Origin of the sequence: Symbiobacterium sp. (assembly GCF_040797425.1) — a bacterium.
In the GTDB taxonomy this organism is placed as follows: domain Bacteria; phylum Bacillota; class Sulfobacillia; order Symbiobacteriales; family Symbiobacteriaceae; genus Symbiobacterium.
In genome coordinates this window covers 1-18,437 of record NZ_JBFNEH010000014.1, presented here as the reverse complement: position 1 = coordinate 18,437, position 18,437 = coordinate 1, and the positions used below count along the sequence as shown (strand labels likewise).

Genomic DNA, 18,437 nt, shown 5'->3' with positions numbered 1-18,437 from the left:
ACAACCGCCGGTGCGCGCCAGCGGCGGCGAGCCGCCCTGCCCGGCGGCACGGAACGGCTTCCGCCGAAGAGTGTTACCACTGCTCATACGGCCGGGGCGCCGAGCCCCGCTGCCCCGGGCAACCCACCGTTCACCGCATCACACAAAAGGAGGTCCCATCATGGCCGTGCGCTTCATCATCGGCAGTGCCGGCTCCGGCAAGAGCCAGACCTGCCTGGACGAACTCACCCAGGCCGCCCTGGCCGCGCCGTCCGGGCCCCCGCTCATCCTGCTCGTGCCCGAGCAGGCCACCTTCCAGGTGGAGCAGGCCCTGCTCAGCAGCGGACGGCTCAAGGGCATCATGCGGGCGCAGGTGCTCTCCTTCCAGCGACTGGCCTGGCGCGTGTCCCTCAAGGTGGGCGGCCTGGCGCTGCCGCCGCTCTCCGACCTCGGCAAGCAGATGGTCCTGCGCGCCCTCCTCGAGCGCCGGCGCGGCGAACTGCGCCTCTTCCACCAGGTCGCGGACAAGCCCGGCTTCATCGAGCGCGTCGCAGGCTCCATCCGCGAGCTGCGCAGCTACCAGCAGGGGCCCGAGAGCCTCCGGCGGCAGTTCGAGCAGCTTGAGGCCGAGGGACTGGGCGAGACCGCGCTCGGGGCGAAGCTGCACGACCTCTCCCTGGTGATGGCGGACCTCCAGCAGTACACCGAGAACCGCTTCACCGACCCCGACGACTACCTCACCGTGCTGGCGGCCCACCTCGAGCAGAGCCGGCTGCTGGACGGCGCCGAGGTCTGGGTGGACGGGTTCAATGGCTTCACCCCGCAGGAACTGACCGTGCTGGCTGCGATCATGCGCTCCGCCCGGCAGGTCCACGTGAGCCTCTGCATCCCCCCGGGCCAGCTCTACAAGGCCGGCGGGCACCACGGTCCGGGCGACCTCTTCCATCCGCCGCTTACCACCTACGACCAGCTCGTGGCGCTGGCCCTGGAGAACGGCGTGCCCGTTGACCCGCCCCTGCTTCTGCGGGAAGGTCACCGCTTCCGGCACGCCCCCGAACTCGCCCACGTGGAGCAATACCTCTTCCGGCAGTCGGCCCCGGCCTGGACGGACGCGCCGGCGCACATCGCCCTCGTGGAGGCGCAGAACCGGCGGGAGGAGGTGGCGGCGGCCGCCCGGGAGATCCTGCGGCTGGTGCGGGAGGAGGGGCTGCGCTTCCGGGAGATTGCCGTGATTGCCCGCAACCTCGACGAGTACGGCGACCTCACCGCCACGATCTTCGCCGAGCACGGGATCCCCGCGTTCATCGACCGGCGGCGCACCGTCGCCCACCACCCGCTGGTGGAGCTCCTCCGGGCGGCCCTGGAGGTGGTAGTGCACGACTGGGCGTATGACCCCGTCTTCCGCTACCTCAAGACCGACCTGGCCGGTGTCTCCCGCACGGAGGTCGACCTGCTGGAGAACTACGTGATCGAGCACGGCATCCGGGGCCGCGCCTGGCAGCAGCCGGAGCCCTGGCAGTACCTCCGCCGCTACACCCTGGAGGAGGACGAGACGCCCGCCGGTCCGGGTCAGCGGGCCCTGCTGGAACGCATCCACCACATCCGCAGCCGCGCCACCGCACCGCTGCTGGCCTTCCACCGCCGCATCGAGCGCCGGAGCCGCCAGGGCCTCACCGTCCGGGAGCTCACCACCTACCTGTTCCAGCTGCTGGACGACCTGAAAGTCGCCCGCCAGCTGGAGGCGTGGAAGGAGGAGGCCCAGAAGCGGGGCGACCTGGAGACCGCCCGGGAGCACGAGCAAGTCTGGACCCGCGTGCTGGAGCTCTTCGACCAGGTGGTGGAAGGACTGGGGAACGAGAAGATGACCCCGCGGGAGTACCTGCAGGTGCTCGCCGCGGGACTGGACGGTCTGCGGCTGGGCCTGATCCCGCCCGGCCTGGACCAGGTGATCGTCGGCACCGTGGAGCGAAGCCGGCACGCCGGCGTCCGGGCCACGCTGATCCTGGGTGCCACCGAGAAGGACTTCCCGCCCCAGCCGGCGGAGGACGCCATCTTCACCGATCGGGAGCGGGAGCGGCTGAAGCAGGCCGGGCTCGACGTCGGCCCCACCAGCCTGGAGCGGCTCTTCCAGGAGCAGTTCCTCACCTACCTGACGCTCACCCGGGGGTCGGACTTCCTCTGGATCAGCTACCCGCTGGCCGACGAGTCGGGCCGGGCGACTGCCCCCTCGCCGGTGGTGAACCGGCTGCGGCGCCTCTTCCCCGCACTGCAGCCGCGGCCGGCCGTCCCGGCGGGCGGCTCGGCGGCGGAGGCCCTCGATGCGGTCACCACGCCGGTGCAGCTGGCCGCTTCCATCGCGCGGGCCCTGCGGCAGGCCCGCTCGGGCTATCCCCTCGACCCCCTCTGGCTCGACCTTTACCAGTGGGCGGTCAGCGAGCCCGGGCTGCACGAGGCGAGCGCCTCCATCCTGGCCGCGGTGGGTTACGAGGAATGGTTCCGCCGCCGGTCGGCGCCGCTGGGGCGCGACCTGGCCCGGCTGCTCTACGGCGAGCGGCTGCTCACCAGCGTCAGCCGGCTCGAGGCCTTCCTCGCCTGCCCGTTCCGCCACTTCGCCGGCTACGCCCTCAGGCTGCAGGAGCGGGCCCAGTTCCAGGTGGACGCGCCCGAGTTCGGCCTGTTCTACCACGCCGCCCTGTCGCTCTTCGTGCGGGAGCTGGAGCGGGATGGGCTTTCGTGGGACGCGCTGGCGCCCGACGAGGCGGCCCGGCGCATGGACGACGTGGTGGACCGCCTGGCGCCCCGCCTGCAGAGCGAGATCCTCCTCTCCAGCCCGCAGCACCGCTACCTCCTGAAGGTGATCCGCCGCACCCTGCGCGCGACGCTCGGCTTCCTGGGCGAGCACGTGGCCCACGGCCGCTTCCGGCCGGTCGCCGTGGAGGTGCCCTTCGGCGAGGAGCAGGACGGCCTGCCGCCGGTGGCGGTGCCGCTGCCCGGCGGCGACCGGGTGCTGCTGCGCGGCCGCATCGACCGGGTGGACGCCCTGCAGCGGCCCGACGGCAGCTGGCTGGTGCGGGTGATCGACTACAAGTCGAGCCAGCGCGACCTGCGGCTGGGCGAGTTCTACCACGGCCTGGCCCTGCAGTTGCTGCTCTACCTGTGCGCGGTGGTGGAGGGCGGCGAGCCGCTGCTGCCCGGGGAGCGGGTCCCGGCCGGGGCGCTCTACTTCCCGGTGCACAACCCGCTGGAGCCGCTGCCCGGACCGCAGCCGGAAGACGAAATCCGGCGTCGGCGGCGCAGGCGGTACCAGGCCCGGGGGCTGGTGAGCGCCGATCCGGCGGTGATCCTGGCCATGGACGAGGCCGGGCTAGGCCTGATCCAGGCCCGGGTGAACCAGGACGGCACCGTGCGCAAGGGCTCCCCGGTGGCCGACCCGACGCAGTTCCGGTTGCTCTTCGACCACCTGAAGAAGATCGTGGGCGAGTGCGGCGCCCGGGTGATGGAGGGCGAGGTGGCGGTCGCCCCCTACCGGTTGGCGGATGAGACGCCCTGCACATACTGCCAGTACCGGTCGGTCTGCCAGTTCGACCCTGGGGTGGAGGGGCAGACGTACCGGCGCCTGGAGAAGATCGCCGCCCCGGCGGTGTGGCAGCGAGTTGCGATGGGAGGTGGAGCGGGTGAGCGGTGAGGTGCGCTGGACCCCGGAGCAGGAGCAGGCGATCACGGCCCGGGGTACCGACCTGCTGGTGGCGGCGGCCGCGGGCTCCGGCAAGACGGCGGTGCTGGTGGAACGGGTGATCCGGCGGCTGACCGATCCCGGCGACCCCATCGACGTCGACGAGCTCCTGGTGGTCACCTTCACCGAGGCGGCGGCTGCCGAGATGCGGGAGCGCATCGGCGCGGCCATCGAGGCGGCGCTGGCGAAAGACCCGGACAACGAGCGGCTCCAGCGGCAGCTGGCCCTGCTGGGCCGGGCGGCCATCAGCACGCTGCACAGCTTCTGCCTGTCGCTGGTGCGCCAGTACTTCTACCGGCTGGGGATCGACCCGTCGGTGAGCGTGATGGGCGAGCACGAGGCGCTCCTGCTGCGCCACGAGGTGCTGGACGACCTCTTCGCCCGCCGGTTCGACGAGGAGGAGGACGGGCCGTTCCACGCCCTGGTGGACCGCTACGGCGGCGGCCGGGGCGACGAGGGCCTGCGGCAGCTGGTGCTGGCGGTCTACGACTACATGCAGTCGCTGCCCTGGCCCGAGGCCTGGCTGGAGGAGAGCCTGGCCCGCTTCGACGTGCCCGAGGGCGCAGCCCTCGAAGACCTGCCCTGGTGGCCGCCGCTCAGGCGAAAGGTGCGGCTGGACCTGGAGCGGGCGGCCGACTCCCTGGCGGACGCGGCGCGGCTCACCCGGCTCCCCGGCGGCCCGGTGGCCTACGCCGACGTGCTGGCTGCCGAGGAGGCGGCCGTGCGGCGGGCGGCCCGGGCCGAGACGTACGACGACCTGGCCGCGGCGGTGAAGGGGATCGCCTTCGGACGGCTGCCCCGGGCAGGGAAAGACGTGGACGAGAAGCTGAAGGAAAAGGTCCAGAACCTGCGGGACGGCGCGAAGAAGGCCGTGCGCGGGGTGCTGGAGCGCTACTTCGGCCGGACGGCCGCGGAGTGGCTGGGCGACCTGCGGGTGGTCGCCCCCCACCTGCGCACGCTGGGCCAGGTGGTGACGGAGTTCGCGGCAGAGTTCCGGGCGGCGAAGGCGGCGCAGTCCGCCGTCGACTTCAACGACCTGGAGCGGTTCGCACTCCAGCTGCTGCGCGACCCGGCGTCCACCCCCGAGCGCCTGGTGCCCTCCGACGTGGCCCGGGACCTGCGGGCCCGCTATAAGGAGGTCCTGGTAGATGAGTACCAGGACATCAACGGCGTGCAGGACGCAATCCTGACGCTGGTCTCCCGGGACGGCGAGGAGGGCCCGCCGAACCGCTTCATGGTGGGCGACGTGAAGCAGTCGATCTACCGGTTCCGCCACGCGGACCCGAGCCTCTTCATGGCCAAGTACGCGGCCTACCGGCCGTGGAGCGGCGCCCCCGACCCTGCGGCCTCCGGTGCGCGCATCGTGCTCGGCGCCAACTTCCGCAGCCGGCTGGGCGTGGTGGACGCGGTCAACTTCCTCTTCCGGCAGATCATGACCCCCGAGGCGGGGGAGATCGCCTACGATAAGGAGGCCGAACTGGTCTACCGGGCCGGCTACCCGCCGCTGCCCGCCGTGCCCGGTCCTTCGGGGGACACGGGACAGCCCGCAGAGGTGCCGGCCGCCGCCCCTGCCCCCGTTCCCCCGGAGGCCAGCGCGGATGCACCAGCGGGCACGTCCGGGGAAACCGCTGCGGAACCGGCGGGGGCCACCGGAGCCGCAAGCGGTGCAGGTGCGTCTGGGGATACCCCTGCTGGCACCCCATCCGGGCCCGCTGCCCATGTTCCCGCCGGATTTCCCGCCGAGCCCCCGGTGGAACTGCACCTGCTCGACCGCGAGGAACCGGCGGAGTCCGAAGAGGCCGCCGAAGGCGCAACCGAGGGCAACACCACCGACGACGGCACCGGCGATGGCCGGAACAGCAACTCGCTGGCGGAAGAGCTCGCCGACCTGACGGCGATGGAGCGGGAAGCCCGCCTCATCGCCCGGCGCATCCGGGAGATGGTGGACGGCACGCCGGGCGAGCCGCCGCTGCAGGTCTGGGACCGCAAGCTGCAGACCTACCGCCGGGTGCGGTACCGCGACATCGTGGTCCTCCTCCGGGCGACCACCGGCCGGGCCAACACGTTCGTGGAGGTCCTGGGCCAGGCTGGCATCCCCGCCTATGCGCAGATGGCGACCGGCTACTTCAGCGCCACCGAGGTGGAGGTCATCCTCAGCCTGCTGCAGATCCTGGACAACCCCCGGCAGGACATCCCGCTGGCCGCGGTGCTGCACTCGCCCATCGTAGGGCTCTCCGCCGCGGACCTCGCCCGCATCCGCCTGGCCGACCCGCGCGGCTCGTTCTACGACGCCCTGGTGGCCGCGGCCCGCTCGGCTGCCGGCACGCGGGACGCGGACGCCACGGCAGAGGGTGCCGGTACCGGCATGGCCGAGGCTGCGGCTGCCGCCGCACCCGACGTGACCCCGTCTCAGCCGGACGGGCTGGCGGAGGTGCTCTCCCGGTTCCTGGCCGCCCTGGACTGCTGGCGGACCCTGGCCCGGCGCCGGCCGCTCAGCCAGGTAATCTGGCAGATTCTCCAGGAGACCCGTTACCTGCACTATGTCGGCGGCATGCCCGGCGGAGCGCAGCGGCAGGCCAACCTGCTGGCGCTCTACGAGCGGGCGCGCCAGTTCGACCAGTTCGCCCGTCAGGGGCTCTTCCGCTTCCTGCGTTTTATCGAGCGGATGCGGGCCGAGTCGCAGGACATGGGCACGGCTCCAGCCCTGGGCGAGGCCGAAGACGTGGTGCGCGTGATGACAATCCACAAGAGCAAGGGCCTCGAGTTCCCGGTGGTCTTCGTGGCCGGTCTCGGCCGCAAGTTCGACGAGCGGGACCTCTCCGGCGACCTGCTGCTGGAGCGGGGGCTGGGTTTCGGGCCGATGCTGGTGGACCCCGAGTCTCGGGTGAAGTACCCGACGATCGCCCACCACGCCGTGCGGGAGGCCACCCGCCTGGCGAGCCTGGCCGAGGAGCTCCGGGTGCTCTACGTGGCCCTCACCCGGGCGCGGGAGCGCCTGGTGCTGGTGGGCAGCGTGGCAAAGCTGCGTGCCGCCTGCCAGCAGTGGTCCCGGGCGGCCGCGGTGGCGGGCTGGCCGCTGCCCGAGTCGCTGCTGCTTTCGGCCAGGACCTACCTCGACTGGATCGGACCCGCCGTAATGCGCCACGCCGCCGGTGCGCCGCTGAGGCGGCTGGCGGGCCCGGCGCTGGACGCCGCGGCGGGCCCGGACGCGGCGGTGGCCGGCGACCCGTCACGCTGGCAGGTCACCGTCTGGGATCCGCAGGCCCAGGAGCAGCTGGTGGATCTCGCCGGCGTCCCCGGCGCTCGGGAGCAGCTTGACTGGGCGCGCATCGCCGCCGCCGAGCCCCTCGACCGGCCCCTGGACCCCGCCCTGGGGGACGCCCTGCGCGCCCGCTTCGCCTGGCGCTACCCCTACGAGACGGTGGTGCGCCGGTTCGGCAAGCTGTCCGTCACCGAACTGAAGGGCCACTTCGACCCCGACGCGGAGGCCCCGGGCGAGCGGCTGGTGGTGGACGAGGAGGACGGCGAGCCCATCGGCAGCGGCCTCTCCAGCCGGCCGCGCTTCCTCCAGGAGGAGCGCAAGGGGCTGTCGCCCACGGAGCGGGGCACCGCGGCGCACCTGGTGCTGCAGCACCTGGACCTCACCCGCCCGCTGGACGCGGCGGACGTGGGCGCGCAGCTCTCCGAACTGGTCGCCGGAAAGCTGCTCACGCCGCAGCAGGCCGCCGCCGTGGACGCGGAGGCCATCGCCGCCTTCTTCGCCTCGCCCCTGGGGCGGCGCATCCGGGAGCGGCCCGACCGGGTGCGGCGCGAGGTCTCCTTCACGCTGGCGGTGCCCGCGGCCGAGGTCTACCCGGACCTTTCGGCGGCGGTCGCCTCCTCCGATGTGGTGATCGTGCAGGGGATGATCGACCTTCTTCTGGAGGAGGACGATGGGTTTGTGCTGGTAGACTATAAGACCGACCGCCGTGAGCCCGAACAGGCCGCACTCCGCTACGGGACGCAGATCCGGCTCTATCGCCGGGCGGTGGAGGAGATCCTGGGGCGCCCGGTCAAGGAGGCGTACCTGCACTTCCTGGCGAGCCATCGGTCTCTGCTCGTGTGAGTACTTTCGCGCTGGTAGTGACGCAATTCGGTCTGATGCCTGCCCCCGGGTCCAGAACCTATACCGTTACTTGACGATTGTGATATTCTTGGGTGCGTAATACCATGTCTCAGTGGACCCGGGGTGAATCATTTGAAGCGACTAGCAACCCCTGTCTCCCCTGCCACCAGCCGGGCCGCCCTGGCCTCGCTGGCCTACCTCTTCGTCTCGCTAGTGTGGGTCTGGGGGTCAGACAGGATTGCCGAGCAGTGGCTCAGCTCAGCCGGCCTGCGCTGGAACGTGCAGACCGTAAAGGGGTTCCTTTTCGTTACCGCAACCGCCGTGTATCTGTTCTTCCTCAGCCGCAGCTTCGCCGGCCGGGCGGCCGCCTCCCACCCGCAGCCCGAGTGCACCCTCGAGGGCCGGACGGTGCTGATTCGCCGCCTGGGCGACCTGCTGGCCGCCCGCCGGGGCGGGACGCTCCTGGTGCTGGACGTGGACGGCATGCGGCTGGTCAATGAAAGCCTCGGCCACGACGCCGGCGATGCGCTGATGCAGTCGGTGGCCGCCGCCCTGGTCTCCTGCGCACCGCCGCAGGGCGTGCCCTTCCGCCTGGACGGGGACGAATTCGCCCTGCTGCTGCCGGAGGTGGACCCGGAAGGGGGTTACGAGCTCGCATTGGAGCTGCAGCGCCGGCTGGGCTCGCTCGACCGGCAGGCGGGGCAGCGGGGCCGGGTGAGCTTCTGCTCCGGTCTGGTGCCGTTGCGCCCCGGCATGGAGCCGCAGGACGTGCTGCTGGTCGGCCAGCTGCTGCTCCACCGCGCGCAGCAGTGGGGCCAGGGGCGCATCCTCCCCCCGCCTGACGACGCCGAACTTGCCGCGCTGCACGCCATGGCCCGGTGGGGAAAGCGCCTGAGCGCCGCACTCCGGAACGGCTCGCTCTTCTTGGAATACCAGCCGGTCGTCCACCTCGAGCGGGGCGGGGTGGCCTACGCCGAGGCCCTTCTGCGCCTGCGGGACGAGGACGGGGAGACGTATCCGGCGGGGACGTTTCTGAACGCGGCCGAGGAGTTCCGGCTCATGCCCGAGGTGGACCGGTGGTGCCTGGAGCAGGTCATCGCCACCCTCGAAGGGATGCCGGACCTGCACCTCTTCATCAACCTTTCCGGTCAGAGCCTGCGGGATCCCGCACAGCGCCGGTGGATTGCCCGGCGCGTGGAGCAGGCGCGCGCAGTGGCGCACCGGCTCACGTTCGAGATTACCGAGACGGCCTGGGCCGGCGACGCCGAGACCTTGCGCGCGTGGATGGACGAGATGCGGGCGCTGGGATGCGGTTTCGCACTGGACGACCTGGGGCAGGGTTTCTCGTCCCTCAGCGCCCTGGCCAATCTTCCGGTGAACGTGGTCAAGATCGACGGCTCCTTCGTGACGGGCCTGGCCCACAACCCTGCCAGCCGGCTGGTGGTGGAGGCGATCCACCGTCTGGCGACAGACCTGGGCCTGCAGGTGGTGGCCGAGTGGGTGGAGGACGAGGACACCCGGCTGCGGCTCTGCGAGATCGGCGTGGAGCTGGGCCAGGGCTTCCACCTGGGGCGTCCCGGACCGCTCTCCGCACTGGTGGAAAGCCTGAATCCCGCCGCCTCGTGACGGCGGGATTTTCCTGTGCTATCATGGGCCTCGTGAGCTCTGTCTCACGGGTGGGTGGAGGGTTTTTCGCATCGGAGTCAGGATAACGTGCGTTTCGTGAACCGAATACTTGAGGATCGCTTTCAGCTGCAGGCAAACGGCACCACGCTCCGCCGGGAGGTGATGGCGGGGCTTGTCTCGTTCGTTACCGGCGCCTACGTTGTGGTGGTGAACGCCAGGCTCATGGCCGAGGCCGGCATGCCGCTGGCCGGGGCCACGGTGGCCTCGGCGGTGGCGGCGGGCGTGGGGTCCCTCCTGATGGGCCTGTGGGCCAACGCCCCGCTCATGGTGGTGACGGGTCTGGGCGACGCCGCCCTCTTCACCTACACGCTGGTGCAGGGGATCGGCCTCGCCTGGCAGGAGGCGCTGGCCGTGGTCTGCGCCACCGGGCTCCTCTGCAGCGTCGTCGCCTTCACCCCGGCGCTGCAGAGCGTGCTCAGCGGCGTTCCGGCATCGCTCAGGGCGGCGATCTCCGCCGGGGTGGGGCTTTTCCTGACGTTCATCGGCCTGCGCCAGGGCGGCCTCATCGTCTCGGGCGGCGACAGCCTGGTGGCCCTCGGCGACCTGGGCGACCCCCAGGTGCTGCTGACGCTCATCACGCTGGCCATTACCGTGGTGCTCTACCTCCGGCGGGTGCCCGGAGCGGTGCTGATCAGCATCGGGGCGGGGTCCCTCCTGGCCTGGGCCGCGGGCCATCCGGGCGGGACGGCCGCCGCATCCGCCTCGCTGGCGGCGTACCGGCAGGTGGCGGGCGCCCTCTCGCCGGGCCGCCTCGCCACCCTGCCCTTCTGGGCGGCCACGTTCACGTTCACGATGGTGGTCCTCTTCGAGAACCTGGGCCTGATGTACGGCCTCCTGCCGCGGAAGGAGGAGGTGCCCCGGGCCCTGCAGGCCAACGCGCTCGCCGTCTTCCTGGCCGGGCTGCTGGGCGCCACGCCGACGGTGGCCGCGGCGGAGGGCGCGGCCGGCATCGCCGCCGGGGGCCGGACGGGACTCACGGCGGTGACGGCCGGCGTGCTCTTCCTGGCCTCCCTGGGCGCGCTGCCCGTGGTGGGGCTCATCCCCAACAGCGCCATCGCCCCGGTGCTGGTGCTGGTGGGGGCGCTGATGTGCGAGCCGCTGCGGACGATCGCGTTCGACGACCTGACGGAGGCCATTCCGGCCTTCCTGGTGATCCTCCTGATCCCCCTCACGTTCTCGGTGGCCGATGGCATCGCCTTCGGCCTGGTGGCCTATCCGCTGGTGAAGGCGGCGGCCGGCCGGTGGCGGGAGGTCAGCCCCGCGATGTACGTGGTGGCCGCACTGTTCCTGCTCTACTTCCTGATCCGGGCGGCGTGAGGTCTTGGATGGCCTGACGGCACTGCCCCCACACCCGGGGCCGTGCGCTTCACCGGCCCCGGCTCTTCTCCTGCACTCTCCTGGGCCGACCGGGTCTTCCACCGGCCCGGCCGCCACCCCGCGGGGGCGGGTGGGCGCCCGGCGTCATCTGCCCGCCCGTCCGTCCCGCCAGCGCCCGCATGGCGGCGACGCCACCGCCAGTGTGATCTGGCCGCAGAACCAGCGGCGCCTCCTGTACCGCAGCTCCTCCAGGCCCGGGTAGCTGCGCAGTTCCGCCACATCCCCGGCGCTGAAACCCCACGGCTCCACTGCCACCACGCCGATGCGGGCGGCCTCCCGCCAGTGCAGCAGCATCCAGGGAACCTGGACGGGCGGCAGGCCGCGGAGCAGCCCCAGGGCCGCGACGATGTCGGCCGAGGCCGGCCGGAGCTGCCGCCGGTCCCCCTGCACGACCCGGACCCGCGGCTCTCCGGCGAAGCGGCGCGCGGCGCGCATACAGGCCTGCGGGTCCGGCTCCAGCCGCGTGATGGCGATGCGCACCCCGGTCCGGTCCGCCCACCGGAGCAGGGACGAGACGACCGCCCATCCGCCCGTGCCCGCGTCCAGCAGGTGCAGGCTCCCCGGGCGCCCGGCAGCCTCCCAGAGGCGAACCACGCTCTCGCAGGTCGGCCGCACCCCCATCACCCGGGCCAGCCGATCCAAATAGCGGTGAAGCGCCGCCGACATGCTCTCATCCTCCGCCGCCTAGCCTGTCCGCCGGTGGGGAAGACTAGACGGTAGAATGCGACACCCGGGCGGGAAGGGGGAAGCGCCAGACGGGGCGATGACGCAGACGGCGCTGCTGATCGGAGTTGGCATCACCGGAGGGTTCATCGCCGGACTGCTGGGCCTGGGTGGCGCGGTGGTGCTGTCGCCGCTGCTGCTCACCGTGCCGCACATCCTGGGGCTCAGCGACCTCAGTGTGCACGCCGTTGCCTCCATCACACTGCTCTACGGCCTGCTGTGGGCCGCGGTCTCCCTCTGGAGCCGGCGGATCGCAGGCGGGAAGGAGTTGCGGCTCTTGCTGGTGCCCGGGCTGGCCGGGGCCGGGGCGGCGCTGGTCGGGGGCCTGGTTTCGGCGCGGCTGCCAGGAAGAGCGCTGCTCTTCCTTCTGGCTGCGTTTGCCACGGTGGCCGGCCTCCTGCTGCTGGTGCCCCGGCGGCCGGCGGGCCGGAAGCAGGAGTCGGGGAGCGGGCCGGCGCGGGCGCGGCCGAGCGCGCCAGGGCGTGCTCAGGCCAAAGGCCGTGGGCTGCAGCCGGTGTGGAGTGCAGCCCTGGCGTCAGCCGGCACCGGGGCAGTATCGGGACTCGTCGGAGCGGCGGGCGGTTTCCTCCTGGAGCCCCTGATCGCGCGCCTGGTCGGGCCCCGCCGGGCAGCGGAGACTACCGTGGTGGGGATTGTGCTCTTCAGCGCCATGGGCGGCCTGGCGGGCAAGGGCCTGACCGGTCAGGTCGACCTGTGGCTGGCCGCGCCGCTGGTGGCGGGAGCGGTCCCCGCCACGTGGTGGGGCGCCGAGCTCGCCCGGCGGCTGAGCCCCCGGCGGCTGGCCGGGGCGGCCGTGGCTTTCGCCTGGGCTGCCGCCGCCTGGCTCTGGCTGCTCGCGGTGCCGGAGCTGGGCCGGCGGGTGCGGCCCGGCCATCTCTACCTCCTGGCCGCGCTGCCGGCGGTCGTGGCCGCGCTCTGGATGTCGGTCCGCCGGCGGCGGGGCGGAGCGCTGTTTGGCCCCCGCATCCGGGCCTGGGGGCCGACCGACGCGCCCGAGCGGCTGGTCGACCCGCTGCCGCCCCTCCTGCCGGAAGAGTTGCGCCGGATGGTGCAGGAGGGGCCGCTGCCGCAGATCATCGACCTGCGGGACCCGGCGGTGGCGCTCAGCCGCCCGCTGCCGGGCGGCGTGAACATCCCGTGGCCGCAGCTGGAGGCCTGGCTGGATGTCGCCGACCCGGCCGACGGGGCCGTGTTCGTCTGCGACGATGGGGTGCTGAGCCCGGAGGCGGTGGCCCTCGCGGCGATGCGCGGCCACCGCACCCGCTACCTGGAGGGGGGCGCGGCGGCCTGGGAGACGCTGGACTCGCCCACGCCGCAGGGCGACGCGGCAGCGAACGGGGCACCGCCGGTGTACACGCCGGCGGCGGGCTTCGGCTCGGACGAGCAGCCGCTGGAGGGCCTGTGACGGAACTGTCGGCAATCGCCATGGCGGGCAGGCGCCGTGCGAGCGGGGAGCGAATGAATTCGGATGTACCTGAACCAAACGTCGTTGGAGGCTCCGCAGAACATGCTCGGTATCCTGCAGAACAACCCGCTCCTGTTGCTCTTCCTCGTCGCAGGCATCGGCTACCCGCTCGGACGGATCAAGATTGGCGGCGTGCGCCTGGGCGTTGCAGCCGTCCTGTTCGTCGGACTGGCCTTCGGCGCCCTCGACCCCAGCCTGAAGCTGCCGGACATCGTTTTTGAGTTCGGCCTGGCGCTGTTCGTCTACTGCGTGGGCCTCAGCAGCGGTCCCGGCTTCTTCCGCTCCTTCCGCGGCAGGGGGGTCGGCCATAACCTCCTGGCTGTTGCCGCCATCCTCCTGGCCGCCCTCTTGTTGCTGGTTCCCCATTACCTGCTGGGGCTGCACCCCGGCGAGACGGCCGGCCTCTACTCCGGCGTGCTGACTTCCACTCCGGCGATGGCTGCCTCAGTCGAGTACCTCACCCGTACGGGGGCCACCGCGTACGCCACCGGACCGGTGGTGGGCTACTCCATCGCCTACCCCGTCAGCGTGATCGGGATGATTCTGGCCATCTATCTGGCGCAGCGCGTATTCCGCATCGACTACCGGGCCGAGGCCCGGTCGCTGAAGGACATGCCCGGCGTCTCGGAGGAGATCACCTGCTGGACGTTGCGGGTGGAGCGGCCCGAGGTGGTGGGCCACACCGTCAACGAAGTGGTGGCCGTCCACCGGCTGAAAGTGGTCTTCGGACGCATCCGGCGCGGGGAGCACGCCGAGGTGGCCAACTGGGGCAGCCGGCTCGAGCACGGCGACCTGCTCACCGCCGTGGGCACGGTGGAGGAACTGGAGCGGGCGGCCCGCGCCATCGGTGCCGTCAGCGAGGTGGAGGCCGACCTCGACCGGTCCGAGGTCGACATGCGCCAGGTCTTCGTCTCCAACCCGGAGTTGGCCGGACGCACCCTGCGGGAGCTGGAACTCACCCACCGCTTCGGCGTGGTGGTCTCCCGGGTGTGGCGGGGCGACCTGGAGCTGCTGCCCCATGCCGACATGGCGCTGGAGCTGGGCGACCGGGTGCGGGTGCTCGCCCGGCGGGAGCGCATGGACGAGGTCGCCCGCTACTTCGGCGACTCCTTCAAGGCCGTGTCTGAGATCGATGTGACGGCTCTGGCGCTGGGGATGGTGCTGGGCATCGGCCTGGGAATGCTGCCCATTCCCCTGCCCGGCGGCATCACGGTGAAGCTCGGGCTGGCGGGCGGGCCGCTGATCGTCGGGCTCGTGCTCAGCGCCCTGCAGCGCACCGGCCCGCTGGTCTGGGTGCTGCCTTACAGCGCCAACCTGCTGCTGCGGCAGGTGGCGCTCACGATCTTCCTCGCCGCGGTGGGCACGCGCTCGGGTTACGAGTTTGTGCGGGTGCTGGCCCAGCCCCGGGGTTGGGCCATGCTGGGCGCCAGCGCTGTCATCACCATGCTCTGCGCCTGGATGATGCTCTACGTGGGCTACCGCTGGATGAAGATCCCCATGGGGCTCCTCACCGGCATGGTGGCCGGCATGCAGACCCAGTCCGCGACGCTCGGCTTTGCCCTCGACGAGGCGGAGAATGAGCTGCCCAACGTGGGGTACGTGACGGTCTACCCCTTGTCCATGGTGGTGAAGATCGTCCTGGCGCCGTTGCTGCTGGCGCTGCTGATGTGACCGGGCATATTGGAGTACAAGGTGAGCCACGCCCGTGCATGGGGGTGGCTCATTTCATTGCCGTGACGGGGGCGGGGAGCTTTGCGAGCCTCGCCCCCGGGTTACGCCTGCTTCCCCCCATACCGCGCCCGGAACTCGGCCATGGGCAGGAAGATTTCCCTGGCCACCAGCTCTGGCCTCCGTTGTTGCAGTCGGCGGTTCCCGTCGGGGTGGTATGCGGCCAGCAGCAGCCGCATGTACCAGGTGGAAAGGCGGCCGAACGGCACCGGGCGGGGCTCGGCCACGGTGAAGCCGAGGGCCCCCACCCCGCGGTGCAGGACCGTCAGGGCCCACAGCCCGGCGGCGCGGCCCAGGCGGGGGTCGGATTCCACCTGTCGGGCGAGGGCCCGGAGGTCGGCGAGCAGGGTCCGGCGCAGTCGAAGGATGCGGTGGTGGGTGGACTCGTCCGCCGTCTCCGCGGCCAGGAGGCGGCTGTCCAGGTGCAGTTCCAGCACCAGGTCGCCCCGGCGGAGCGTCGCCCCGCCGACCGTGACCATGCCGCGCCCGGGGTACCGGCGCAGGGCGTAGCCCAGCACGCCGCCATCCCGGGCCGGACGGATGGAGAACAGGTTACGGGCGAGGCGATCCCACGCTCGAATCACCGGGCGCATGGGGCAGCCCTCCTTTCGTGTGTACGAGCAGCCGGGAGAGGCTGACCAGCTGGAGCCCCCTGCGCCTGAGCCCGGTGATGAGCCGCGGCAGGGCCCTGGCCACGATTGCCGGGGCGTCGGGCCGCGAGCCGGGGCCGGCGCAGTCGTGCAGCAGGATCACGGTGCCCGGCTGCGCGCGGCGCATCGCGTCCACGTAGATGGAGTGTGCGGTGGTGCTGCGCGACCACTCGGAGACATAGAGGGACCAGACGACCGGGAAGAGGTTGTAGCGCCTGGCGGCGAGGCCCGTCCACAGGTTGAAGATGCCCCAGGGCGGGCGGAAGTAGCGGGGCGGCCGCCCCAGGATTTCGGTGAGCACCCGCACCGTCGCCCCCACGTCCTGCAGGGTGGCCCGCAGTCCGAGCAGGGCCGGCACCCGGTGGCGGTAGCCGTGCACGCCGACCTCGTGGCCGGCGGCGGCCACCTGACGGACCACGTCCGGATGCCGCTCCGCCTGGCTGCCCAACACGAAGAACGTCGCCGGCACACCGTGGCGGTCCAGAATCTCGAGGATCCGCGGGGTCCAGACGGGATCCGGGCCGTCGTCGAAGGTGAGGGCCACCTGCGGCGGGGTCTCGGGCAGACGCTTCAGCACGCGGGAGAAGCCCGCGCGGGCCAGGAACGTCGGTACCCCGACATAGCCGAAGAGCGTCATGAGCAGGAGCGTGAACGGATCGGTCACCGCTGACCCCCCTCTCTGACCGGCGCGGTCGGTCCTGCTCGCCGACAGGATCCCGGCGGGAAAGCGCCGAATGTTGCAGCGAAAGGGGGAGGATCCATGCGTGGGGGACTGATCGGGTTCCTGGTCACGCTGGGAATCTGGGTGGTCTTGCTGCTGGTCCACATGGGCATGGAGGCGGTGTGGGGCCGGAGCCCCTTCGCCGTGTTCACGTGGGATCCGACCGGGCGGTACGTGGCGATCACCGTCGCCGTGGTGCTCGCCCTGGGCACGGGCGTGGGCATCGCCTCTGACCGCGTGCGCAGCGGGACCGGGCGTTAACCTGAGGCTGGGGGAGGAGCGACATGCCCGGCACAATCCTGATCTACGAACGGACCCGTGCCACTAAATATACAGACCTGGTAGCTCGTCTGCTGCCTGCTTCGGCAGAATACCGTCTCATCCCGTGCGCCACGCCGGAGGAGGCTGCCCGGGCGGTGGCCGAGGCCGAGATTCTCTTCTGCTGGCGCTTCCCCACCGACCTTTTCCGGGAGGCGCGGCGCCTGCGCTGGGTGCAGGCGATGGGGGCGGGCGTGGAGGACCTGGTCGCGGCCCCGCTGCCTGCGCACGTGCTGCTCACCCGGGTGGAGGGGCTCTTCGGCCCGGTCATGAGCGAGTACGTGTTCGCCCACATGCTGGCCCATGCCCAGCAGCTCAGGCGCCAGTACGCGGCGCAGGCGGAGCGCCGCTGGGAGCCGTTTGCGGCCGGGCGGCTGGCGGGCAAGCGGCTAGGGGTCGCCGGGGTGGGCTCCATCGGCCTCGAGATCGCGGCCCGAGGGAAAGCCTTCGGCATGGAGGTGTGGGGCCTCGCCCGCACCAAGCGGCCGCGGCCCCATGTGGACCGGCTTTTCATGCCGGCCGAGGTCGCGGAGTTCATCGCCGGCGTCGACTACCTCGTAAGCACTCTGCCCGACACGCCGGAGAGCCGCGGCCTCATCGACCCCGAGGCGATGCGGGAGAGGGCGCTGCTCATCAATGTGGGACGGGGGGCGACCATCGACGAGGGCGCGATCCTCCGGGCGGTTCGCAGCGGCCGCATCCAGGCCGTCCTGGACGTGTTCGCGGTGGAGCCGCTGCCGCCGTCGCACCCGTTCTGGACGGAGCCCGGCATCACGGTGACGCCCCACATGAGCGGGCCCAGCCTCCCCGAAGAGGTGGCGGAGTACTTCGTGGCCAACCTGCGGCGGTGGGAGCGGGGCGAGCCGCTCGTCGGGCTGGTGGACCGGTCCCGGGGGTACTAGGCGCTGCCGGGACAGAAGGCGGCCGCCCGTGCGGAAAATACGCACGGGCGGCCGCCCTGTTTCTCAGCGGCTGTCGGCGTGTTCCGGTTCGCTGGTCTTCTCCCAGACGGTGGGTTTCCCGGTGGACGGACACGCCCGAAACTCGTCGCCGGCCACGTAGGTCCATCGGGTGTTGTCCTCGCACTTGTAGGTTCCCGACTCCCGCACCTTCTCGCCGGTCCTGCCGCGGGGCGGCTGACCCTGGCTCACGCAGATCACCTCCCGCGGGTAGTCTGCGCGTTCAGCGGCCCGTTGACGGCCGGGGGCAGGCTCAGTCCGCCGCGTTCGACTCCGTCTCCCCGAGGGCGAGGTGGCGGGCCACCAGCGCGGCGAGGTCCACGACCCGGCAGGAGTAGCCCCACTCGTTGTCATACCAGGCGACCACCTTGGCCAGGCCGTCGGGGCCGACCATGGTCAGGGAGCCGTCCACGATGGAGGAGTGCGAGTCGCCGACGTAGTCGGTCGAGACCAGCTCCTCCTCGGTGTAGGCGAGAATCCCCCGCAGGGGGCCTTCAGCCGCCTCCCGGAGCGCCTGGTTGATCTCCTCGCGGCTGGCCGACCGGGAGAGCCGGGCCACCAGGTCCACCACCGAGACGTCGGGCGTGGGCACGCGCAGGGCGAAGCCGTTCAGGCGGCCTTTCAGCTCGGGCAGCACCTGCGCCACCGCCCTGGCAGCACCGGTGGTGGTGGGGATGATCGAGGCGGTCGCCGACCGGGCCCGCCTGAGGTCGCGGTGCGGGTTGTCCAACATATTCTGGTCGTTGGTGTACGCGTGTACGGTGGTCATCAACCCGCTCTCGATGCCGAAGGTCTCATGCATTACCTTCGCCACCGGGGCGAGGCAGTTGGTGGTGCATGAGGCAGCCGCAATCACGTGGTGTCGGTCGGGGCAGTAAGTCTCCTCGTTGACGCCGATCACGATGGTGACGTCCGGATCCTTGGTCGCCGTGGTGATGATGACCTTCCGGGCGCCCGACTCCAGGTGGAGGG

At 71.8% G+C, this 18,437-nt stretch carries 13 protein-coding genes; 8 read left to right on the top strand and 5 right to left on the bottom strand.

Features of this window, described 5'->3' with window-relative positions; all coding sequences use genetic code 11:
- Positions 1 to 160 precede the first annotated feature (160 nt).
- From addB to AB2385_RS06390, 4 genes are all read left to right on the top strand, one after another.
- A complete protein-coding gene (gene addB / locus AB2385_RS06405) occupies positions 161 to 3,664 on the top strand; it encodes a helicase-exonuclease AddAB subunit AddB (RefSeq protein WP_367654121.1) in 3,504 nt (1,167 codons plus the stop codon).
- Positions 3,654 to 7,817: a UvrD-helicase domain-containing protein gene (locus tag AB2385_RS06400; protein ID WP_367654120.1), complete on the top strand. Its 4,164-nt coding sequence runs from the start codon at positions 3,654 to 3,656 to the stop codon at positions 7,815 to 7,817. The genes addB and AB2385_RS06400 overlap by 11 nt, the downstream gene beginning before the upstream one ends.
- Before the next feature lie 132 nt (positions 7,818 to 7,949).
- Entirely contained in the window at positions 7,950 to 9,443 is a 1,494-nt protein-coding gene (locus AB2385_RS06395) for an EAL domain-containing protein (RefSeq protein WP_367654119.1), read from the top strand.
- A gap of 96 nt (positions 9,444 to 9,539) precedes the next feature.
- Positions 9,540 to 10,820, top strand: coding sequence for an NCS2 family permease (locus AB2385_RS06390; RefSeq protein ID WP_367654118.1), 1,281 nt, complete (start codon positions 9,540 to 9,542; stop codon positions 10,818 to 10,820).
- 144 nt (positions 10,821 to 10,964) lie between these two features.
- Here the strand turns inward: AB2385_RS06390 and AB2385_RS06385 are convergent, their stop codons facing one another.
- Complete coding sequence (locus AB2385_RS06385) at positions 10,965 to 11,546, bottom strand: hypothetical protein (RefSeq protein WP_367654117.1); 582 nt, start codon at positions 11,544 to 11,546, stop codon at positions 10,965 to 10,967.
- Positions 11,547 to 11,643: 97 nt separating this feature from the next.
- Between AB2385_RS06385 and AB2385_RS06380 the strand changes: the two genes are divergently transcribed.
- The gene (locus AB2385_RS06380) at positions 11,644 to 13,029 is read left to right on the top strand and encodes a TSUP family transporter (protein ID WP_367654116.1); all 1,386 of its coding nucleotides are present in this window, start codon (positions 11,644 to 11,646) and stop codon (positions 13,027 to 13,029) included.
- 102 nt (positions 13,030 to 13,131) lie between these two features.
- Positions 13,132 to 14,760: an aspartate:alanine exchanger family transporter gene (locus tag AB2385_RS06375; RefSeq protein ID WP_367654115.1), complete on the top strand. Its 1,629-nt coding sequence runs from the start codon at positions 13,132 to 13,134 to the stop codon at positions 14,758 to 14,760.
- Between the two features lie 101 nt (positions 14,761 to 14,861).
- Here the strand turns inward: AB2385_RS06375 and AB2385_RS06370 are convergent, their stop codons facing one another.
- Together AB2385_RS06370 and AB2385_RS06365 are read right to left on the bottom strand one after the other, a co-directional pair.
- The gene (locus tag AB2385_RS06370; RefSeq protein WP_367654114.1) at positions 14,862 to 15,410 is read right to left on the bottom strand and encodes a hypothetical protein; all 549 of its coding nucleotides are present in this window, start codon (positions 15,408 to 15,410) and stop codon (positions 14,862 to 14,864) included.
- Positions 15,370 to 16,131: a polysaccharide deacetylase family protein gene (locus AB2385_RS06365; RefSeq protein WP_367654113.1), complete on the bottom strand. Its 762-nt coding sequence runs from the start codon at positions 16,129 to 16,131 to the stop codon at positions 15,370 to 15,372. Before AB2385_RS06365 ends, AB2385_RS06370 begins: the two co-directional genes overlap by 41 nt.
- 96 nt (positions 16,132 to 16,227) lie before the next feature.
- Here AB2385_RS06365 and AB2385_RS06360 point away from each other — a divergent pair, with 96 nt between their 5' ends.
- Both AB2385_RS06360 and AB2385_RS06355 read left to right on the top strand, forming a co-directional pair.
- Complete coding sequence (locus AB2385_RS06360; protein ID WP_367654112.1) at positions 16,228 to 16,449, top strand: hypothetical protein; 222 nt, start codon at positions 16,228 to 16,230, stop codon at positions 16,447 to 16,449.
- 23 nt (positions 16,450 to 16,472) lie between these two features.
- The gene (locus AB2385_RS06355) at positions 16,473 to 17,408 is read left to right on the top strand and encodes a D-2-hydroxyacid dehydrogenase (protein ID WP_367654111.1); all 936 of its coding nucleotides are present in this window, start codon (positions 16,473 to 16,475) and stop codon (positions 17,406 to 17,408) included.
- A 63-nt stretch (positions 17,409 to 17,471) separates the two neighbouring features.
- Here the strand turns inward: AB2385_RS06355 and AB2385_RS06350 are convergent, their stop codons facing one another.
- The gene (locus AB2385_RS06350) at positions 17,472 to 17,657 is read right to left on the bottom strand and encodes a hypothetical protein (RefSeq protein ID WP_367654110.1); all 186 of its coding nucleotides are present in this window, start codon (positions 17,655 to 17,657) and stop codon (positions 17,472 to 17,474) included.
- Positions 17,658 to 17,718: 61 nt separating this feature from the next.
- The coding region (locus AB2385_RS06345; RefSeq protein WP_367654109.1) for a type I glyceraldehyde-3-phosphate dehydrogenase at positions 17,719 to 18,437 on the bottom strand (719 nt) is incomplete at its 5' end.